This window comes from Luteimonas sp. KH_071, assembly GCF_057838005.1.
This window is the reverse complement of the sequence record NZ_CM174458.1, coordinates 1,534,308-1,553,220: the sequence shown is the minus strand read 5'-3', so window position 1 is coordinate 1,553,220 and position 18,913 is coordinate 1,534,308. Positions and strand designations below refer to the sequence as shown.

The 18,913-nt window shown below is 61.2% G+C and carries 18 protein-coding genes; 7 read left to right on the top strand and 11 right to left on the bottom strand.

All coding sequences use genetic code 11. The annotated features are described in order from the left end of the window. Positions 1-58: 58 nt before the first annotated feature. Together AC3IRM_RS07320 and AC3IRM_RS07315 are read left to right on the top strand one after the other, a co-directional pair. Entirely contained in the window at positions 59-1,525 is a 1,467-nt protein-coding gene (locus AC3IRM_RS07320; protein WP_489205541.1) for an aminotransferase-like domain-containing protein, read from the top strand. Between the two features lie 63 nt (positions 1,526-1,588). Then, positions 1,589-3,748 carry a putative bifunctional diguanylate cyclase/phosphodiesterase gene (locus AC3IRM_RS07315; RefSeq protein WP_489205540.1) on the top strand — a complete coding sequence of 720 codons (2,160 nt, stop codon included), beginning with the start codon at positions 1,589-1,591 and terminating at the stop codon, positions 3,746-3,748. Between the two features lie 259 nt (positions 3,749-4,007). Here the strand turns inward: AC3IRM_RS07315 and AC3IRM_RS07310 are convergent, their stop codons facing one another. The 3 genes from AC3IRM_RS07310 to AC3IRM_RS07300 all read right to left on the bottom strand — a co-directional run bounded on the left by AC3IRM_RS07310 (position 4,008) and on the right by AC3IRM_RS07300 (position 5,484). Beyond that, entirely contained in the window at positions 4,008-4,688 is a 681-nt protein-coding gene (locus AC3IRM_RS07310) for a hypothetical protein (protein ID WP_489205539.1), read from the bottom strand. A gap of 100 nt (positions 4,689-4,788) precedes the next feature. Then, positions 4,789-5,058, bottom strand: a complete 270-nt coding sequence (locus AC3IRM_RS07305) for a hypothetical protein (protein WP_159681921.1) — start codon at positions 5,056-5,058, stop codon at positions 4,789-4,791. 189 nt (positions 5,059-5,247) lie between these two features. Beyond that, a complete protein-coding gene (locus tag AC3IRM_RS07300; RefSeq protein ID WP_489205538.1) occupies positions 5,248-5,484 on the bottom strand; it encodes a hypothetical protein in 237 nt (78 codons plus the stop codon). A 346-nt stretch (positions 5,485-5,830) separates the two neighbouring features. Here AC3IRM_RS07300 and AC3IRM_RS07295 point away from each other — a divergent pair, with 346 nt between their 5' ends. Beyond that, entirely contained in the window at positions 5,831-6,022 is a 192-nt protein-coding gene (locus AC3IRM_RS07295) for a hypothetical protein (RefSeq protein ID WP_489205537.1), read from the top strand. A 179-nt stretch (positions 6,023-6,201) separates the two neighbouring features. Then, entirely contained in the window at positions 6,202-7,140 is a 939-nt protein-coding gene (locus tag AC3IRM_RS07290) for a tetratricopeptide repeat protein (RefSeq protein ID WP_489205536.1), read from the top strand. Between the two features lie 273 nt (positions 7,141-7,413). On the opposite strand, the gene AC3IRM_RS07285 is transcribed toward AC3IRM_RS07290, so the two are convergent. The 3 genes from AC3IRM_RS07285 to AC3IRM_RS07275 all read right to left on the bottom strand — a co-directional run bounded on the left by AC3IRM_RS07285 (position 7,414) and on the right by AC3IRM_RS07275 (position 10,163). Beyond that, on the bottom strand, positions 7,414-8,280 hold the full coding sequence (locus AC3IRM_RS07285; protein ID WP_489205535.1) for a leucine-rich repeat domain-containing protein: 867 nt from the start codon (positions 8,278-8,280) through the stop codon (positions 7,414-7,416). A 63-nt stretch (positions 8,281-8,343) separates the two neighbouring features. After that, on the bottom strand, positions 8,344-9,063 hold the full coding sequence (locus AC3IRM_RS07280; protein ID WP_489205534.1) for a hypothetical protein: 720 nt from the start codon (positions 9,061-9,063) through the stop codon (positions 8,344-8,346). A gap of 422 nt (positions 9,064-9,485) precedes the next feature. After that, positions 9,486-10,163 carry an XAC0095 family protein gene (locus tag AC3IRM_RS07275; RefSeq protein WP_489205533.1) on the bottom strand — a complete coding sequence of 226 codons (678 nt, stop codon included), beginning with the start codon at positions 10,161-10,163 and terminating at the stop codon, positions 9,486-9,488. A 420-nt stretch (positions 10,164-10,583) separates the two neighbouring features. Here AC3IRM_RS07275 and AC3IRM_RS07270 point away from each other — a divergent pair, with 420 nt between their 5' ends. From AC3IRM_RS07270 to AC3IRM_RS07260, 3 genes are all read left to right on the top strand, one after another. Then, positions 10,584-11,474: a nuclease-related domain-containing protein gene (locus AC3IRM_RS07270; protein ID WP_489205532.1), complete on the top strand. Its 891-nt coding sequence runs from the start codon at positions 10,584-10,586 to the stop codon at positions 11,472-11,474. Between the two features lie 73 nt (positions 11,475-11,547). Then, the gene (locus tag AC3IRM_RS07265) at positions 11,548-12,030 is read left to right on the top strand and encodes a hypothetical protein (protein ID WP_489205531.1); all 483 of its coding nucleotides are present in this window, start codon (positions 11,548-11,550) and stop codon (positions 12,028-12,030) included. Positions 12,031-12,167: 137 nt separating this feature from the next. Continuing rightward, the gene (locus AC3IRM_RS07260; RefSeq protein WP_489205530.1) at positions 12,168-12,860 is read left to right on the top strand and encodes a transposase; all 693 of its coding nucleotides are present in this window, start codon (positions 12,168-12,170) and stop codon (positions 12,858-12,860) included. A 24-nt stretch (positions 12,861-12,884) separates the two neighbouring features. On the opposite strand, the gene AC3IRM_RS07255 is transcribed toward AC3IRM_RS07260, so the two are convergent. The 5 genes from AC3IRM_RS07255 to AC3IRM_RS07235 all read right to left on the bottom strand — a co-directional run bounded on the left by AC3IRM_RS07255 (position 12,885) and on the right by AC3IRM_RS07235 (position 18,904). Then, the gene (locus tag AC3IRM_RS07255) at positions 12,885-13,889 is read right to left on the bottom strand and encodes a hypothetical protein (protein ID WP_489205529.1); all 1,005 of its coding nucleotides are present in this window, start codon (positions 13,887-13,889) and stop codon (positions 12,885-12,887) included. Between the two features lie 914 nt (positions 13,890-14,803). Further along, complete coding sequence (locus AC3IRM_RS07250; RefSeq protein WP_489205528.1) at positions 14,804-15,319, bottom strand: GNAT family N-acetyltransferase; 516 nt, start codon at positions 15,317-15,319, stop codon at positions 14,804-14,806. Positions 15,320-15,477: 158 nt separating this feature from the next. Then, positions 15,478-16,293: a hypothetical protein gene (locus AC3IRM_RS07245; protein WP_489205527.1), complete on the bottom strand. Its 816-nt coding sequence runs from the start codon at positions 16,291-16,293 to the stop codon at positions 15,478-15,480. After that, a complete protein-coding gene (locus tag AC3IRM_RS07240; RefSeq protein WP_489205526.1) occupies positions 16,290-16,724 on the bottom strand; it encodes a hypothetical protein in 435 nt (144 codons plus the stop codon). Before AC3IRM_RS07240 ends, AC3IRM_RS07245 begins: the two co-directional genes overlap by 4 nt. Positions 16,725-16,894: 170 nt before the next feature. After that, a complete protein-coding gene (locus AC3IRM_RS07235; RefSeq protein ID WP_489205525.1) occupies positions 16,895-18,904 on the bottom strand; it encodes a DUF262 domain-containing protein in 2,010 nt (669 codons plus the stop codon). Positions 18,905-18,913 lie beyond the last annotated feature (9 nt).

Genomic DNA, 18,913 nt, shown 5'->3' with positions numbered 1-18,913 from the left:
CAGCGCGCCAACGAAACGCCATCGAGCCGCCGGCCGATCGAATCGGGGAGTCCGCGCCATGCGTGACCGTCCAGGCGACACCGCCCCGAAGTTCGAGCTGCTCGCGCGCGAGATGGAACAACAGATCGCGGCCGGCGTGCTGCGCCCCGGGGATCGCCTGCCGTCCGTGCGCCAGGCTTGTGCCAGCCGGGGCTTGAGCCCGAGCACCGTGTTCAAGGCCTATTACCTGCTCGAATCGCGTGGCCTGGTGCGCGCCGCGTCTCGTTCCGGCTACTTCGTTGCGGCACGTCCCGGCGGCGCACGGCTGCCCGAACCGCGAGCGTCCGAGCCTTCCGGATCAGGGCCGGTCCAGGTCAAGGACCTGATCTATGCCTGCCTGGGCTCCGCGCGTGCGCGCGATGTCGTGCCTTTCGGCTCCGCTTTCCCGAGCCCTACTCTCTTCCCGCTCGATCGACTGCGCCGCGCGTTGATCTCGAGTACGCGGCGGCTCGATCCCTGGAGCATGGCCGAGGACCTGCCGCCGGGGAATCTGTCGCTCAAGCGCGAGATCGCCAAACGCTATCTGCGCCAGGGCCTGCAGGTGCCGGTCGAGGAGATCGTGCTGACCCACGGGGCGATGGAAGCGCTGACCCTGTGCCTGCACGCGGTGGCGCGGCCGGGTGATGCGGTGGTGGTGGAATCGCCGACGTTCTACATGGCGCTGCAGGCGCTGCAGCGTCTCGGCATGCACGCCATCGAAGTGCCGACCGACATGCACGAAGGCATCGACCTCGGCCGCCTCGCCGAAGTGATCGAACGCCATCGCCCGAAAGCCTGCTGGTTGATGACGAACTTCCAGAACCCGCTCGGCAGCCTGATGCCGGAGGCGAAGAAGCGCGACCTCGTCGAACTGCTCGCCCGCCACGACATGCCGCTGATCGAAGACGACGTCTACGCCGAACTCTACGCAGGCAATGTCGCGCCCCTGCCGGCCAAGGCGTTCGACCGTCGCGGTCTGGTGCTGCACTGTTCGTCTTTCTCGAAATGCCTGGCGCCGGGCTACCGGGTCGGCTGGGCCGCGCCCGGCCGGCTGACGCGCGAGGTCGAACGGTTGAAGCTCATGACCACCCTGTCGGGCTCCATTCCGGTGCAGGCGGCCTTGGCCGAGTACCTGCAGGAAGGCGGCTACGACCGCCACCTGCGCGGCCTGCGCGCGTCGCTGCAGGCGCAGCGCGACAGTCTGTTCGACGCTGTCAACCGGCTGTTTCCCGACGGCACGCGGGTGCTGCACCCGGCCGGCGGCTACTTCGTATGGGTGGAGTTGCCCGTGGGCGTCGACGCGATGGCGCTGCACGGTGCCGCGATGACAGAGCGCATCAGCCTGGCGCCCGGGCCGATGTTCTCCGCACGCGGCGAGTTCCGGCACCACATCCGGCTCACCTGCGGCCAGCCCTGGGACGATTCACTCGAGCACGCGATGCGCACACTGGCGCGGTTGGTCAGTGACGCACCGCGCGTCCAACCGTCGGCGGCAGCGCCGATCTGATCCGGTCGCGCAGACGCGCAACTGCGCGCACTGCCGCCGCGAACGCCGGCGCAGAGTGCAGCCATGTTCAAGTCCCCGCCCTCCCCGAAGCCGCATCGCGATGCTGTGCCGGCGTTGATGGCGAGCGGCCGCTCGCCCCAAGGTCCACAGATGGCGCTATACGAAGTGCTAGACGGGCTTGGCCCGTCCATTTTCGCCGGCCTGCTCGACACCGACGGTGTTCTGCATTACGCCAACCAGGCGGCATTGCACGCCGTCGGCTGCACCCCGGAGCAGGTGCTCGGCCAGCGCTTCGACACCACCCCCTGGTGGCAGGTCTGCGAGGTGTCGCGACAGCGGCTGCAACTGGCGCTGGCCAGCGCTGCGCGGGGCGAGACCTCACGCTTCGATGTGCAGATCGCCAGCAGCAACGGCGCCACAATGGCGATGGACTTTTCGCTGCTGCCGCTCTACGACCCGGACGGCCAGGTGGTCTGGCTGCTTCCATCGGCGCGCGATGTGAGCGAACGCGACCAGGCGCAGCACCAGCTGCTGCTCACCCGCCACGCCGTCGAACAGGCCAACGACGCATTGCTGCAGGTCGGGCCGGACGGCGCTTTCCTCGACGCCAACGCCTCGGCGTGCCGGCTGCTGGGCCTGGAGCGGGACGAACTGCTGCGGCTGCGCGTGTCCGACGTCGACACCCAGGTGGATACCACGCAGTGGCTGCAGCGCTGGCGCGATCTGTGCGACAGCGGTTCACTGCGGTTCGAGACGAGCGTGCACCATCACGACGGCCACGAGATTCCGGTCGATGTGTCGATCAGCCTGGTGACCAGCGGCGACACCTCGTTCGCCCACGTCTGCATGGACGACCTGCGCGAACGCCGCGCCGCCGAACGCCGCATCCACCAGCTGCTGCAGTTCGACGAACTGACCGGACTGCCGAACCGGCAATTGCTGCTCGAACGCTTGGGCGCGATGCTGCAGACCGGTACGCAGAGCGCGGTGCTGGTCCTGGCGCTCGACCGCTTCAAGCGGATCAACGACGGCCTCGGTACGCAGATCGGCGATGCCGTGCTGCGCGAAGTGGCACAGCGCGTGACCTCGACGGTGCGCAACATCGATCTGGTGGCCCGGCGCGGCGACGACGAGTTCGTGGTGGTGCTGGCCGCCGGCCCGGACGATGCGCCACACGTGGCCCAGGCGCTGCTCGAGAGCATCGCCCGGCCGATGCACATCGACGGGCACGAGATCCATGTCACCTGCAGCATCGGTCTGGCCATGACACCTGCGGAAGGCGAACGCGCAGAGACCCTGCTGCGGCGCGCCAACGCCGCGTTGCATCACGCCAAGCGGCTGGGCCGCAACCAGATCAACGTCTACGCCGCCGCACCGAACGATTACGATCCCGAGCGCCTGGCATTGGAGAACGCGCTGCGCCAGGCCCTGCGCGACGAGCAGCTCGAGCTGCACTACCAGCCGCAGGTCGATCTTGCGCAGGGCCGCATCATCGGCGTCGAAGCCCTGCTGCGCTGGCAGCACCCCACGCTCGGCCGCATCGCGCCGGACCGCTTCATCCCGATCGCCGAAGAAACCGGCCTGATCGTGCCCATCGGCGACTGGGTCCTGCGCCGCGCCATCGAGCAGGCGGCGGACTGGCAGCGCGCCGGCCTGCCGCCGGTGCGCGTGGCCGTCAACCTGTCGGCCCGTCAGCTGCTGCAGCCCGACCTCTCGCGCCGCATCGAGCACATGCTCGCCAGCGCCGGCCTCGATCCACAGTTGCTTGGCGTCGAAGTCACCGAAAGCATGTTGATCGCCAACTTCGACCAGGCCGTGCACCACCTCGAGGCGCTGCGGGCGCTGGGCGTCGAGGTCTCGCTCGACGACTTCGGCACCGGCTACTCCAGCCTGAGTTATCTGCGCCGGCTGCCGGTGGACCTGATCAAGATCGACCGCTCGCTGGTGCCTGACGTGACCGCGCCGGCGGACGACGTGTCGATCACCCGCGCCATCATCACCATGGCGCACCAGTTGCGCATGCGGGTGCTCGCCGAAGGCGTGGAATGCGAAGGCCAGGCGGCGCTGCTGGCCAGCCACCAGTGCGACCAGATCCAGGGCTACTGGTGCAGTGCCGCGGTGCCCGCAGCCGCGCTTGAAGCGATGCTGCGCGACGGCCGCGATATCGGCGACGCCTGCCTGCGGCTGTCCGCCTGTACGGACACGCAGGCCCAGACAAGATAGAAGCGCAGCGACCCGCGGACGGAAGCCATCAGAGCGAGTCCAACTGCTCCATACGAAGGCGATCGCAGTGCGCATGCTCCGCTCACCGGGCGCGATCCACTGAGCGAGCGCCCTCAGTAGCCAGTCGCGCGATTGCAGCGCTGCGGGGCGCGGATCTTCACCCAAACCCGGCGCCGCATCGCGTGCCAACACTCGGGAACTGACCGTGGCCCCGTCGTTGTCCTCAAGCGCCTGGCGCCGTTATCCGCCGTGACTTCCCTCAATCGTCGCGCTTGGCCGCCTCGCGACCTTGCGCGAAATCCGGGAAGGTTTCCGCCATCGAATCCTTGTCCGGCAGGATGTAGAACACGCCGCCTTTCTCGAACGTCGCGCTGACGACCTGCTCGTAGAAAGTGGTCGCGACGTTGATGCACCCGTGGGTGACGCGGTTGTCGTCCGGTGTCGGCGATGCCAGACGCTCGTCGCGTCGCTCGGCCGGAAGGCCGCTGGCGGTGGGATGCAGCGAGACCGCCGAATCGTAGTCCACCCAGAGCACACGCCCGGCGTCGATCGATGGACCATAGCCACCGACAAAGCGACCGGCAGGCGTAGTGCGATCCCGCCCCGGGATCTCGCGCAGCGCAAGGCCGGCAATGCCGGGCGCCGCATGGTCGCCGACGGCCGAGCCGAACAGCCCGGGGGCTGCGCCCCGCAACTTGCCGTCGCCACCGAACACCAGCACCTGCGCGGCGGCCTTGTCGATCACCGCGAATGGATAGCCGTGGTTGTCGTCGGCGGCGATGACCCAGCCCGCAAGCTCGATCACCGTGTCGGACACGTCCTGTCCGGGCGGAAGCTGATCGACCGAAGCGACCGGTTGCGTCGCGGACTCCTCGGCCATGGCCACGCCCACGCTGGCGTATGCCAACGCGAGCAGCAGCGCACCGTGGAAAACCCGCATCGCAGCGTGTGGGGACCTGGCGATGGGAACACTCCTCGAAAAAACGGGTGATACACCGGGACCCGCGGCCGGCAGGCCAGCGGGTCCCGGTCCGATCAGATCAACCGCGCGGCGTACGACGCGGCGCCGTTTCCAGCTGCTGGACGCGACGTTCCATCTGATCCAGGCGCTGATTGGCCTGCGTCGCCGACTGGTTCGCGGATTCCGCGCTCTGGGCCGCACCCTGCACCCGCGAGTCGAGCGTATCCAGGCGCGTGTCGATGCGTGCGAAGTCGTCCTTGTAGGTGGCACAGCCACCAAGCCCCACGGCCGCGACCAGCGCCACGCCGACCATTTGTGCCGTCTTCTTATGCTGTTGGATGAGCGACATTTCAGTTCTCCTGCTTCGGGGGAGTCCGGAATATAGCGGCGTTTTTGCCACGGATTCCGCGCGTCTTCAGGCGAAATTGGCGTACGTGGACGACCTGTGAAATTCGCCTGATGACTGACCTAGGGCGTGCCCTAGATGCTGGAGGAAACGTGTTGTGCTGCGTCTTTCGGACAGCAAAGCGAACGGGGGTCAAGTTCGCTTGCCCGACGTTTCGATCATTCGATCGGCCAGCCCTCTGCAGATTCCACCGATCCGCGCGCCGCGTCCGGACCGGTTCGCCTGCCCCGACTCGACCTGCCCGGCATTCCGCAGCACGTCGTGCAGCGCGGCAACAATCGCCTGCCTTGTTTCCTGGACGACGCTGACCGCCTGCGGTATCTGCAGGCACTGCAGGAGGCGCTGATGGCGACTGGCGTGCAACTGCATGCCTATGTGCTCATGGACAACCGCGTGTATCTGCTGGCCACGCCGGTCGCAGCTGGCGATATCGGCCGACTCATGCGGCGGCTCGGACGCCAACGTCGGCCTGTTCAATGCCCGCCAGCGTCGCACCGGCACCCTTTGGGAGGGCCGCTACAAGTCGTGCCTTGTCGATAGCGAACGTTAGGTGCTGACCTGCCAGCGCTACATCGAACTCAATCCGGTACGTGCCCGGATCACCGACGATGCGGCCGCCTAGCGCTGGCCAAGTTGCGCCGCCCATCTGGGCCAACGCAACGGATCGATTCTGACGCCCCAACCGGCCTGGCTGGCACTCGACACCGATCCGGTCATGCGCGCTCGCCGCTGGCCGCAACTCCTCGATGAAGCCGTGGCCGAAGAGGACCTCACCGCGATCCGTGAATACCTGCAAAAGCAGCGCGCCTGGGGCCGCGACGACTTCCGTGCCATGGTCGAAGCCAAGACCAGACGCTTCGCTGGCGTCCGTCCTGCTCATCGACCGAGCAAGAAGCAAGACGGATAAGTGAACCTGAGGCCGTTATTGCGCGATCCTGCACCCTCATCGCGGATGCGCAGAGGCAAACCCGCATCCATCTTCCCCAGCGCACTGACATCAGACACTATCCACCGAGCTTCCCGGCAGCCCGCTAAATGACCGAACAAGACAAACTCAAGGCCTTGAGCAGCCGCGCGTATGCCGCAATGGATCGCGGGGCATTAGCTGAGGCATCGCGGGCATTCGATGCCCTGCTGCTGTGCGAACCGGGAAATCGCTACTACCACTACATGCGTGGCCTGGCGCACAAGTACATGCTGGACTGGCCGGTCTGCCTGCAGGCCAACCTGCGCGCCATCGAGCTGTGCGAGGAGCTGGGCGAGGCCGAACACTGGAATGCCGCTATTGCGGCCACCGCGCTCGGCGATTGGGCTACAGCGCGACGCCTGTGGACGGCTTGCGGCATCGGGATTCCGGATGGCGAAGGCCCCATCGTCGGTGACTACGGCGTCGCCGTGGCGCGCCTCAACCCGTGGCAGGACGGCGAAACCGTCTTCATGCGCCGGATCGATCCGGTGCGTGCACGGTTGCTCAACGTGCCCCTGCCCGAAAGCGGGCACCGCTTCGGCGACATCGTGCTCCACGATGGCGCGCCCACCGGCTACCGCTATGACGGCGAGCACGAAGTGCCCGTGTTCAACACACTCGGCCCGCTTGTCCGCTCGGACTTCCAGACCTTCGTCGTGTTTCTGCGGTGCGACAGCCGCGAGGCCTTGCAACCGCTGCTGGACGCGACCGCCCCCGGGATCGGCTACGCGGAAGACTGGACACACAGCGTGCGCCACTACTGCCTGCGATGCAGCTATGGCACCCCGTACCGGCATGACGCGCGGGACAACAGTGCATGGCAGCCCGACCGCAACCTCGGCATCGCCGCGCAAAGCCGCAAGTCGGTCGAAAAGCTGCTCAACGACTGGTCAACCGCGGGGCCGGACCGTCATGTCGATGGCATCGAGGTCCGTGAAGTCGAAATCCCGCCACGTGTAGACGGGCGCGTGTGGTGGGACGGGCCCGGCGAGGATGAGGAGAGCGACGTAGAAAACGCCCCGGACGTCGATCCTGCAGGCGTTCCCGCGTTGAATTGAGCCAGAGCGGAAGCGAGCGCACGGCAGAACGGTGCCAGGTTCACTTTCCCTTGTTTCCTGGACGACGCTGACCGCCTGCGGTATCTGGAGGCACTGCAGGAGGCGCTGATGGCGACTGGAGTGCAACTGCATGCCTATGTGCTCATGGACAACCGCGTGCATCTGCTGGCCACGCCGGTCGCAGCTGGCGATATCGGCCGACCCATGCGGCGGCTCGGACACCACTACGTCGGACTATTCAATAAGGCGGGCGCTTCGCAGCATCCTGCGCTGTCAGCGGCCAATGCCCGCCTGGATCAGCGCCACGCTCGGAACATAGTGCTTGCGGGACATCATTCGCAGGTCGAGCAGGTTCGGCAACGTCTGCAGCGGGGACAGATCGCCGTCCACCACATTCGTGGTGCCGTAAAGCTGCAGATTCACGAGCGACGAGAGTGCCCCGAGTGCCCGAATGGAGTCGATCTGACCGCATTCGCTGAGGTTGAGGCAGCTGATGCTCCGGCATGAGGCGAGCGATTCGATACAAGCGATACGTCGGCAGGATTGGAGTTCCAACTTCAGAAGCCCTTCTGCCGATTCGATTTCAGCGATGTGCTCCAGATGCGCTGCGCCAAAGATTCCAAGTTCAGTCAGCGCCCCCAACGCCGCAAGCCCATGAAGAGACCTGAGTGCCGGACGGTCCTTGAGACGCAAGGATTGGAGCCTGGACAGGTGCGCGAGCGGTTGCAGATCCCGCTCATCGTAGTGCAGCAGGAACAGATGCTCGATGGACTGCGCGCGTCCAATCGAATCTTTGACCTGCCGCCAATCGGCCCCGAGCTTCTGCAGATTGGGCAGCTGCTCCAGGTCGATCAACAGGTCCGGATGGGTCACCAGGTCGAGCGCTTTCAGCTGGCTGGAAAGCGCGTGAATCGGCGCCAGGCTACGCAAGCTCCGATCGATGACCACCAGCGCCTCGACGGGCAGATCCCGCAGGAATTCTAGATCCGGTGCGCTGAAGCCGTGGGCGTAGCTCAAGACCAGGCGCTGCGCACCGGAAGCCAGAAAGTGCGCTGCAAATGTGTCGCACCAAGGCCCCGCTGCGACGAACTCGACGACCCCGTCGATCTCGCGAATGCCGAACTCTGGATCGTGGTGCATCTGCTGCTCGCAGTGGACAGGACGTGGGCGAGTCGAATCGACTCTGGCGCGGAACGAAGCCGATCAGTCTTCAGCAGCGCTGATACGGCCGTCTTCGATTTTCCAGAGGCCGTTCTTGACGGTGCTGACGTAGAAAGGCTTCCCCTTCCAGAGACTCCAGAACACATGGATCTCGGTCGGGGTCGGATCGAGCAGATGCGTCACGATCATGCCGACCGAATCGGATGCCGGATTCAGATCGATGCAGCTGCGCGTATAGGGACGCCACGCGGTCACCACATCACCTTCCGTTTCCACGCGATTCGAGCCCCCAAGCCGCACCACGCCCTGCGAGGGGCGCGGAATCAGAAAGACGACCCACTGCGCCTCCACGCTCGACGGCAGTACCACCGTGTCGTAGGCCTCGCCGCAACGCGGCGATTCGAAGCGCAGTGCGGTCGTTCTGGCCTGCGCGGCCGCCCGCTCGTTCGGGGACAGCTCGGCCGGCGCCGCCAGGGCTTCGACAGGCGTGTTGAGGACGCCGTCGATCGAGACCGACGCGCGATAGAGCGCAGCGGACGCCTCATCCAGCACGGTGACGTGGATCTGCCCCCCGTAGCCCAGGGTGATCTCGCCCGCCACGCGATCGTCCTCGCGCATGGTCTGGTCGGCATCCATCGCCGCGCGCACCGCTTCGATCGCGCGGTAATGCGTGTGGATCGTCCGACCTGAGGCTTCAGCCGATGCGTTGGCGTCCGCATCGCCGATCTTCGAATCGTCACTGGCGAGTGCAGGCCAGCACACCAGCAGTGCGCTGAGCAGAAGCGCCCTGCACGCATATCGGCCGGCGGATGCACCGGTCTGACCAGCACGAAACCAAGCACGCAAAAGCGTCGCCACAGAACAACTCTCTCCACAGGCTGAAACCTGCGACCTTGCAGCTTGCTGCGTTTTCATGTGATCCCCACGCCGGCCCCAATCCGATGCAACACCGACTGTAGGGGGAAAAACGGAGGGCCACCAGACCCGAACGAAGCGTCCGGGAGAACCCCGATTCGGACTGCACAGCGCTGCATCTGCCGGCAGTCAGATGCACGACACACGCCTGCCCAGGAAATCTTTGTTTCAATCGCAAGTGGAAAGTCCCTCCTATCCACCGCACAGCTGCTTTGCCCGCGAAGAGCAACCCGCAGCACGCATCAGCACGGCTGCGGGTTGCGTTGGGCTCAGTGCAGATCGGCGCGGTGTTCGGTGGCGGCTGCAGCCACCTGCACGTTGTACAGCGGCGGCGTCTCCCGCACCCGCGGTCGCGCGGCTGGCGGATCAGTGAGGTACTGCGAGTTCACCTGCCGGTGGAGTGCCTGCAGCGCCTGCGCACTATCGAAGATGGAAGCGCCGGCCATTGCGATCGTGTTATCCGTGAATTCGGTGCCCGAAGTGCCGCTCAAGTGCAGCAGATCGCCTTGGGCCACCAGCATGTCGAGCAGGTTGGTCGCTTCATCGATCTGACGCAGCGTCATGCCGACCAGATATTTCGCCTCGCCCGGTCCCGTCGCGACTGCCTCTTCGACATCGCCCGAGGCATCCACATCCTCAGCTTCGTCATCATCGTCGTGGTCGTCGTCGGCCTCGTCCTGATCACCTCCCCGCTTGCCCTTCGCCTGCAGGCGCGCCGGCCACGACACCGTTTCGAGCACCAACTGAACCTGCTCGGCCAGCAGGTCCATGCAGCCGGCCAGCGCGGGGTGGTCGATTTCAGGCCCGTCCTCTTCCTCGTCCACGCGCGGCTCTGCCAGGCGTGACAGGAACACAATGTGCTGGTGCAGATTGCGCAGCCGGGACTGGCCGTCCTCGGTCAGGAAATAGCCCAGCGCGCCGCGATCGTCCGTATCGAACTTCGACATCGTCTTCTCCTCGATCCATGAAGTGCCCGTCCACCAGGCGGAGGACGGGAAGTCGGGAGGTTCGAAACCGCTAGTAGCCGGCGGGCGTATTTCCCCGAAGGGTGTTGTATTAGCCGCCCTCCCGACGCAGGCATCACGTCGGTCCATGCCCGCAAGCGCACGGGCACAAAAAACCCACCAGATTGACGGAGGTGGGGACCGCTACTAGAGGAGTTTCGACGCTCCTTGGGATCGAGTCTGCTACTGCAAAGCGTGAGCGTCAAGCCATCGCGGAACGATGTCGATTACCGCCTCATTCGAGCAATTTGATGTCGTCGCCATGCAGTACCCTTCACCGTCGAACAGGGAGGAGTTTGAGCACATGATACGGATGCCGGCAGGACGGATCGAAGCGCCTCGTAGCTGGAAGAGGTCGCGCGCATGAAGTGGGAAGTCTTCATCGGTCATATCGTGTTTATCGCCTCATGCCTGATCACGCTTGTCATCGTGCTTGCGTTCAAATTCTTGCGAAAGCGACGCGAGCGGCGATCACCGCTTCATGGACGACAGATCGGTCATCTGCCTGGCCAGCAACTGCTTCAGCGCATCGACAAAGCCGACGAAGAATTGAGCTTCGGCTTCAACGTCATGACGATCGCGCTGCCAGGGCTCTTCCTGATTTGGTCCACCACCCAGATCGATTGGGGGACGGTGAAATTCGGCGCGAATGAGCTGCTTTTCCTCGTTGGATGGGCAATCTTCTTCGCTTACGGCTTTTGGCACTACCAGAGACATCTGAAGCGGAAGGAGCAGGCGCGCGACGGCTTGCTCGCAGAACGCGTGACCGGCATGCAGCTGAATCGACTGATCGCCCATGGCTGTGTCGTAATGCACGACCTGCCCTGCGGTGACTTCAATATCGATCACGTAGTCATCGCCCCGCGCGGCATCTTCGCGGTCGAGACCAAGTCCTTTCGAAAGCCACTTCTGGAAACGCAGCAGTCGAAGGCCCGCATCACCTTCGACGGCAACACGCTCCGCTTCAGTGATTTCATGACGCGGACACCGCTCGAACAGGCGCGAAGGCAGGCCACGTTCCTCGCTGCCTTCCTGAGTGAAAGCCTGGGTGAAAAGGTTCCCGTTACCCCCGCCGTTTCACTGCCTGGCTGGTTCGTCGAGAAGGATGCAGCCGGCAAGGCTTCAGATGTGTTCGTGTTCACGCCGATGGGCCGAGGCTGCGACTGGTTCACCTACGGAGAAGAGGCGATTCCGGTAAGCAAGCGCAACCTCATTGCACAGGCGCTCGCGCTGCGATATCCGGCGGTTTCCTAGTTCCAGACAAGATAAGTGAACTAGCACCATTATCTTTTTCGGCCATTTCAGCCAACCCATCTGAGGTCCTTCTATGCACAGCCAATACCTGCGCTTGACGATCCTGGCCTCTATGCTTGCCCTGTCTCTCGCAGCCAATGGCCAAGCTCCTGATCCGGATTCCACGCCAACCGTCGATTCGCTCCGCGGGCCTAGCGCGGACGCTGGCGGTCACGTCATCCAGCTGCGGACCCGAGGTGGAATCGACGCCCACTTTGATACCGATCTGCCGGGCGACTGCGATGGAGAAATCACCCGCCAGCCGGTTGTCCAGCTAGATGTCTCGGAACCAGTTGGCATCCGCTTCGCCGCTCGATCGCATTCCCGAACCCGCCCCACGTTGCTCATCCATGCGCCCGACGGTCGCTGGCATTGCGATCACGGAAATCTCGGTAGACGCCTGCCTGAGGTTCAGATCCCTCATCCGGTGGCGGGACGCTATGCAATCTGGGTCGGCGCGTACGAATCGCCCGAAGGGGACGCGGAACTGATTGTCGAACCGCTGCTCGTGAAGTGAGCTTCGGCTCTTGCGAAGCATGTGCCGGCAGAACGGTGCCAGGTTCACTTTCCCGAGATCGCGGCGGGCGTCGACGGGAGCTTCCGCGCCTCAAATGCTGACTGCATGCGTTCTCCTTGCCGAGCGATGCTGTCGACATGGGCCGCACGCCACGATTCGATCTTCCCGGTGTGCCGCAGCACATCGTGCAGCGCGGCAACAACCGCCTGCCCTGCTTCCTGGATGACCGAGACCGGCTGGACTACCTGCACCTGCTACGCGGCGCCTTGCTCGCGACCGGCGTGCAGTTGCACGCCTACGTGCTGATGGACAACCACGTCCACCTGCTCACAACGCCGCACGGACCGGGCGACCTGAGCCGGATGATGCAGAAATTCGGGCGCCAGTACGTCGGCCTGTTCAACGCCCGCCACTGTCGCACCGGCACGCTTTGGGAAGGCCGTTACAAGGCCTGCCTGGTCGGCGACGCGCGTTACGTGCTGACCTGCCAGCGCTACATCGAACTCAACCCGGTCCGCGCCCGGATCACCGACGATCCCCTGACGTACCGCTGGTCCAGCTGCGCTGCGCATCTGGGGCAGCGCGCCGGCTCGCTACTGACGCCCCACCCCGCCTGGCTTGCGCTGGATGCCGACCCCGCGCGGCGTGCCACCCTCTGGCGCAGCCTGCTGGACGAGGCGTTGCCAGACGAACAACTCGCCGAGATCCGCGAGTACCTGCAACAGCAACGCGCCTGGGGCCGCGACGACTTCCGCGCGATGGTGGAAGCCAAGACCCGCCGCTTCGCGAGCACACGCCCCGCACACCGCCCCTCAAAGCGGAATAAGTGAACCTGGCACCGTTAGTCCAGCTCGCTAGTCAGAGTTGGGCGTCGTCGCTTCTGTCTGGGGACGCATATCCTGCCAGCTAGGAAGCTTGGCGGGCGTGCCGTAAGAACGTGCAGACTCATCCGGCGTGATCGCCTTAACGCTCTGCGCCGCGGGAGCTGCTTGAATTATTGGGACCGCATTAGGCTCAAATCCCGGCGGCCGTCGATCTTTCACTGGCCCCGCCGAGCGAATGAGTGGCTCGACCACAGCAAGACGAGCTTCCTCGAGTGACTGAGCTTGGCTTCTTCTTTGCAGGGTATTCGCATATGCCAGATCCAGCATCTTCTGCGATGGCATCGCCGGATAGGAGCGATTGAGCACATCGATCTCTTCCTGCATGGCCTGCATGTTCCACTCATCGGTCAGGAACACTGCATGCTCCGCCTCCCATTTCTGAGAGATCGTCTCCCAATCGCCCGATGACTGCTGAGTCTCGGCAGACTGCCGGAACGGATCAATGATGTCCGCATTGCGCACTTGAGCGCGTTGTCCACGCTGTGATTCAGAAGTAACGATGAGGGCCAAGAACACAAAGCCAAGCGATACAAAAGCGACAAAGGTACGGCCGAGCGAACCTGCGGGCCGCCAGATTGATCGAAGACCGGCAAGTACGGCGAACCCAAAGCAAGCGCCGAGCAGCCCCCCTGGTGCTCCCCCGATAGCTACGGCACCGACACCTGCTCCTGCTGATGAAAATACGCCGATCAGCAACAAATAGCCTAAGCCCGACGCTGCGCTCGCAACTCGTTCTGTCGCAGAGCTCGTTGCGCCCACCGCATTCGCGACAGTCGTAGATGCTTTCGCGAATCCCGCGCTGAATTTGGCTTTACTTTGCTCGGAATAAATCTCTTCTGCTCGCAACGAAATATATGTTGCGCGACCCTTGGCAACGTCGCCTTGACTCAACGCCATAGCTTTGATCATCAGGGCGGCATCAACCTCGCCAGATGCAACCTCTGCTGCTGCCAGCGCGTAATACTCCTTTCGCATGCCCAAGCCCCGCTACTCTGTTTTTGGCTAGATGCCTGTATTTCAGCCGTTCCGCGCGAGCATTGGCTTTGCGCCATCCGCACACACCCCAAACCATCGTTCCGACGAAGCGTCACCCGCTTCAATCCCCACAAAATGCCTTCCCCTTGACTGGCTTACGCCGCAGCGCTTGCGCGGCGTCATCCTAAATAAGTGGACCTGGCACCGTTACTCCTAGCACCGTTAACTTCCCGCTTCAATCCCTGTCGCATGCAGCCCCCTGACTGGCCCTAGATAAGTGAACCTGACCCCGTTACTGCCGCCGGTACCCATGTGTTCGACCTGACAACACGCCTCCCGGTAGTGCGCGGCGAGCAGATGCTCCAGCCGGTCCCACCGCACCCCTGTCAGCGCATCGTCCCGACGATACGCCACCCGTTTCAATCTCTGTCGCATGCCGTCCCCATGACTGGCCTACGTCACCGCTCGCGCGGCGCCATCCCTAAATAAGTGAACCTGGCACCGTTATTTCCCTGCCATAACCAACCATGGTCCTCCAAGGATGGTGTCGGCAACCGTTCTAGCTCTCGGATCTGTTGGCCAAGGTGAAGGCCGACCCACTAGCTGGAACTCAGCGCCTTGAAGAACGGCGAGCGTCTTTCGCAAGTACATATGTACCTCTACCGTGCCAACAACATAGAAACAACGGATAAGTAGATAGCGACCGAGAGAAGTGAACCCGGCACCATTATTCGCCACACACAACATCAACAGCACCCATCCGCGCTTCGTCAGGACTGCTCGTAGCTGAGTGAACCTGGCACCGTTAAATTCGCGCATGCCGCCCCCCCCTGACTGGCCTACGTCGCCGCTCCCGCGGCGTCATCCTCGAAAAGTGAACCTGACCCCGTCATTCCGCACCGTTATCCGCCCCGCTATTTCTTTCGCATTACAAAAGACCGGCAGCGGGCGCCATCAATCATCTGCACCCCATTGTCCAACATGCCGATTTTCATAGCGACCCTGATCAATCCCAAGTTCTGCAGATCGATGTCAGCACCGACGTAAGGAAGAGCGAGCGTTCCGACCGCGTGCTCCAGAACCGATTTGGCCGCCTCTGTTGCGAATCCTTTTCCCCAAGCTTCCCGGTTGAACCGCCAGCCGATCTCGGTTTCGGGGCCGACACCATCGCGTGGGATCAGAAGAATCCAACCAAGAAAACATTCTGGGCGCTCATGCAAGAACACCGACCAGTAGCCGAGCTCCTCTCCAAATTCGGTTTCGATTCGCTCCCGCACGAACGCCTCGTGGCGAGCAAGATCAGACCACGGACCCGAAATGAACCTCGTCACCTCAGGATCGCGGTCCATCGCCAGGCAGGCCGGCAGGTCCAAGAAAGTCCGCGGCTTCACCGTCAGGCGAGCGGTGGCAAAGGTTGGCAATGTCGTCATCTTCTTGAACGCAGCCCTGGCACTTAGGTCTCCGCTAAATAAGTGAACTTGGCACCGTTACCAACCGCACCGTTACCAACCTGGCACCGTTCCTCCTTGTGGGGAAACCTTAGAACTTGACCCTGTTATCCAATCCGTTTTTTTGTCGCCGTTTCCTGTTAGGCACCGCTCTCGTTATTGATGATCGGCTCCATAATGGACCTGTACCTGTTTTCGGGTAGCTCGCGATCGATCGTTACGACTGCTTCGCTCTTTATCCAGCGCATGAGTTTGCGAGGCGATAGATTTTCGGACGCCTCTGCAGCCCTTTGAGGCAAATTCTCAAGACTTTTAAGCTCCCCTCCAGAGTTGCGTGCCACATCAGAAATCATGAGCAGGCGAGCCACCAGAAGTGACCAAGCAGCCAGCTCTTCCTGTCTTGCAAGGTTTCCTGCGGCAGAGTATCGAAAGTCCGACGCGACGAAAGTGGGTTCGTTTGGAAGTTGCTTCTTCACCCACCACAGTATATTTAGGCCAGATGTCCATGCGCCACCGCGAGCCTTGCAGCGATGAACGTACGACCTCCCTAGATTGAGGCACGCAAATTCCTTCCTTGAAGAAATCCGCCTCCTTAGCTCTGAAAGGGTCGCGATTTTTCCGTCGAATTGCCCGTAGTCAGCCGCCAGTTCTCCTACCTCATCAGTTCTCAGGAGCTTTGTATCTTCAGTGACTTGAAGCGGGTCTTCAGCAGCTTCTCTACGCGAAATATCCTGGACGCACGATTCACTAGGAAAGACTTCTCTATGCTTTCTCGCGTAGTTCTCAGCACTAGCCAAAGGAAGATCTTTCCGAAAGTGTCTTCCGCATGTGGTTGCAGAAGAATCCCGAAGCACCACGTGATGTTCCGTGCAGTAGCCGATTGACAGCCCTACGGATCCGTTCTGAAGTGGATTGAACCAGCAGTTTTCGCAGGAAGTTAGACGGCGGGTGGTCATGGGATGATCTTACGCGTCACGGAGTCGACGGCTTCTTGGTCAGGCAAGTCGCTGAAATCGGCCAAATGTTCTAGGTGTTCCTCAACATAACGTCGGGCTTGTGCAACCTCGAAAGAGTCCGGCCAAGCGGCATCTCCCTTACCAGACCCTTTGAGCAGATCTTGAAGTTCCTTCCTCGAACGATGCTTGATGCGATGATCTTGCCACTCTCGAGGCAGGGTCTCATAAGTTCTACCAGTCTTCCCTGCAAAAAGCCCGGCAACTTCGTCAGACTCCGTAAAGGAGAGGTAGGGCGTCAGCCTACCTGGGCCATCCAGAAATAGAATATGCCTTACAAGCGACTTGATTGAGCCATGAGACGCTGGTCTCACGCCGTCCTTCGCGTCGCCGCGAAACAGCGGATCTTTCGAGATTTTCCATTTCTTCGACATTCCTACATCTCTCCTGCAGCACCTAACTAGCGGTTATGCGGCGAGAAGTAAACCTGACCGCTCTCCACTGACTGGCCTGCGTCGCCGCTCGCGCGGTGTCATCCTAAATAAGTGAACCTGGCACCGTTACCTATACCCTTACCTATACCCCGCTGAAAAATCTGCGCTACTCAGACATGCCTTCTTTTCTTAACACCGCCACCTCGGCCTGAATCAGGCGGAAACTTAACAAAATCCAGACCCAAATACTCACGCTTATCGTTATCGTCTCCCAGCTCGAACCCCCACCTCGCTTCCATAAAATCAAGTAGCCTCATGCCACGGAGAAGGATACTTTCAGGAGTCCAAGAGGGCTCATGCGCAACCTCAATCTCGCTATAGCAACCGTATGAGTAACCCACTTTTGTCTTCGCGTCACCTTTCTTGAAGGCAAAGGATTTGTTTCCGAGCGAGGAGTTCCTACGCTTCGAAAGCGGGCAAAGATTTCCAAGCGAGTTTTTCAATCGATTTCTTTGTTGAACACTGTAATCACTGAATCCGTTTTTCCACTCTTGCACCGCAGCCTGCTGAGGATAGATGTGCTCCAGAGTTACGTAATCGACACCCCAAGCCTCCTCGGAGAATTCTTCCCAAGAAAGCTTGGAGCGCCCACTCTTCGATTCATCACGCAGATGCTGTTCATACTCGAACAGGACGTAACGAGTGGGCGACCAGCGGTAGTAATTTCGGGTTCTCCCCAGCGACCTCAGGCTTGAGTCGAACTCCTTGGACTTCTTGAACTGTTCGTTAACTTTCTCTATCGATAAAGTAATTTCATCAAGAGTCGCCTTCTTACTCGCTAATTTTGCGGTGCTGTTTCTCAGCTTTAGTGCGTTCTCGTTGTAGAAGTAATACGGAACCAACCCTCTAAAAAACAAAAACCGCTCAAGCGCTTTGAGAATTCTCACGCGCGCCGCTGCGGAGTGACGAGCCTTGTAAACCTCTACGATCAAAGGTGTGGAGTCAAAAAACTCCTGACGGCGAATTCGCTCAAGCCAGACCTTCTCTTCGTCCCCAACTCCCGCCTCACCTGGATTAAGAACTTTGTAAAAAACCTCGACTACCTTCTTCATATCCAACGCGTACGAGCGCAAGTCTTTAGCTGTGAGTCGCTCGGATTTCTTTACTCCGCGGGCGACACGACGCGCATTGAAGACCTCATCTAGTAGGTAGTTATCAAAATCCTCGCCATATCGGCGAGCATTTATAATTCTTCGCTCCACCACCTCCTCGGGAAGCTTATCGCTGAAATAGCATAAAGCCTGAACCTCAAGGAAGTAATCGTCAGTTAGAAAAGTGGCGGAACCTCGCCCCAGGTAATGGTAAGCCGCCTTCCAGCTTTCGTTAATCGTTCTTCTGAGGCTTGCACGGTCGTGCCCGTCCACATCCTCATCAAATAGCTTAGTTGAAAGGTAAATGAGGCGATTCTTCAACAGCTCCAGTTGCGACAGCGGCTTACCGCGATTATTCATCGTTTCAAAAGTAACGTGAACGTCGATCCCTTCAGATATTGTGAAAACGTTAAATAAAAGACTCTGAGTTATTTTCGTATAGATTCGCTCCAAATCCTCCATTTTAAAATCACGCAAACGCTCATCGAAAAAAGCCTTCGCCGCACTGAGGTTGGCGGTATATATTGTTGGCTCTACCAAAGAGTGCCTATCTGATTGCTCGCCAAATATTTCAATTTTTAAAAATTCGTAGCTTGGGTTATCTTTTTCATAACCGAATATATATGACCGAGAAATCCCCCCATCTTTGGACAAATAGATAAACCGCTTTCTTATTTCTTCTGGCGTGTCGTAGTTCAGCCTCTGCCCAGGGTCTACGCGCTCAAGCACCGCGGTTATGAGCACTATCGCAGTTGTTAAACGCTGTTGCCCATCAACTACGAAATAAGGCTTGAAGCTCTTTGATTGGATTATCCAAAGATCGTCCTCCCAGCTTTCAAAAGTCTGCTTGGGAACTTCCTCGAGAGTAAGCACTCCCGTGTAGTGGCTAGCCCCATCTTCCAACTGCTCTACGTCGGACCAAAACTCTTTTAGCTGTCGCTCACCCCAAGAGTATCCCCTTTGATAATCAGGTATCCGAAAAAGATTCTCAGTGAACGCCTTAGAAAGCGATATTAGCTCTGTCTGCACTTAGGTCGC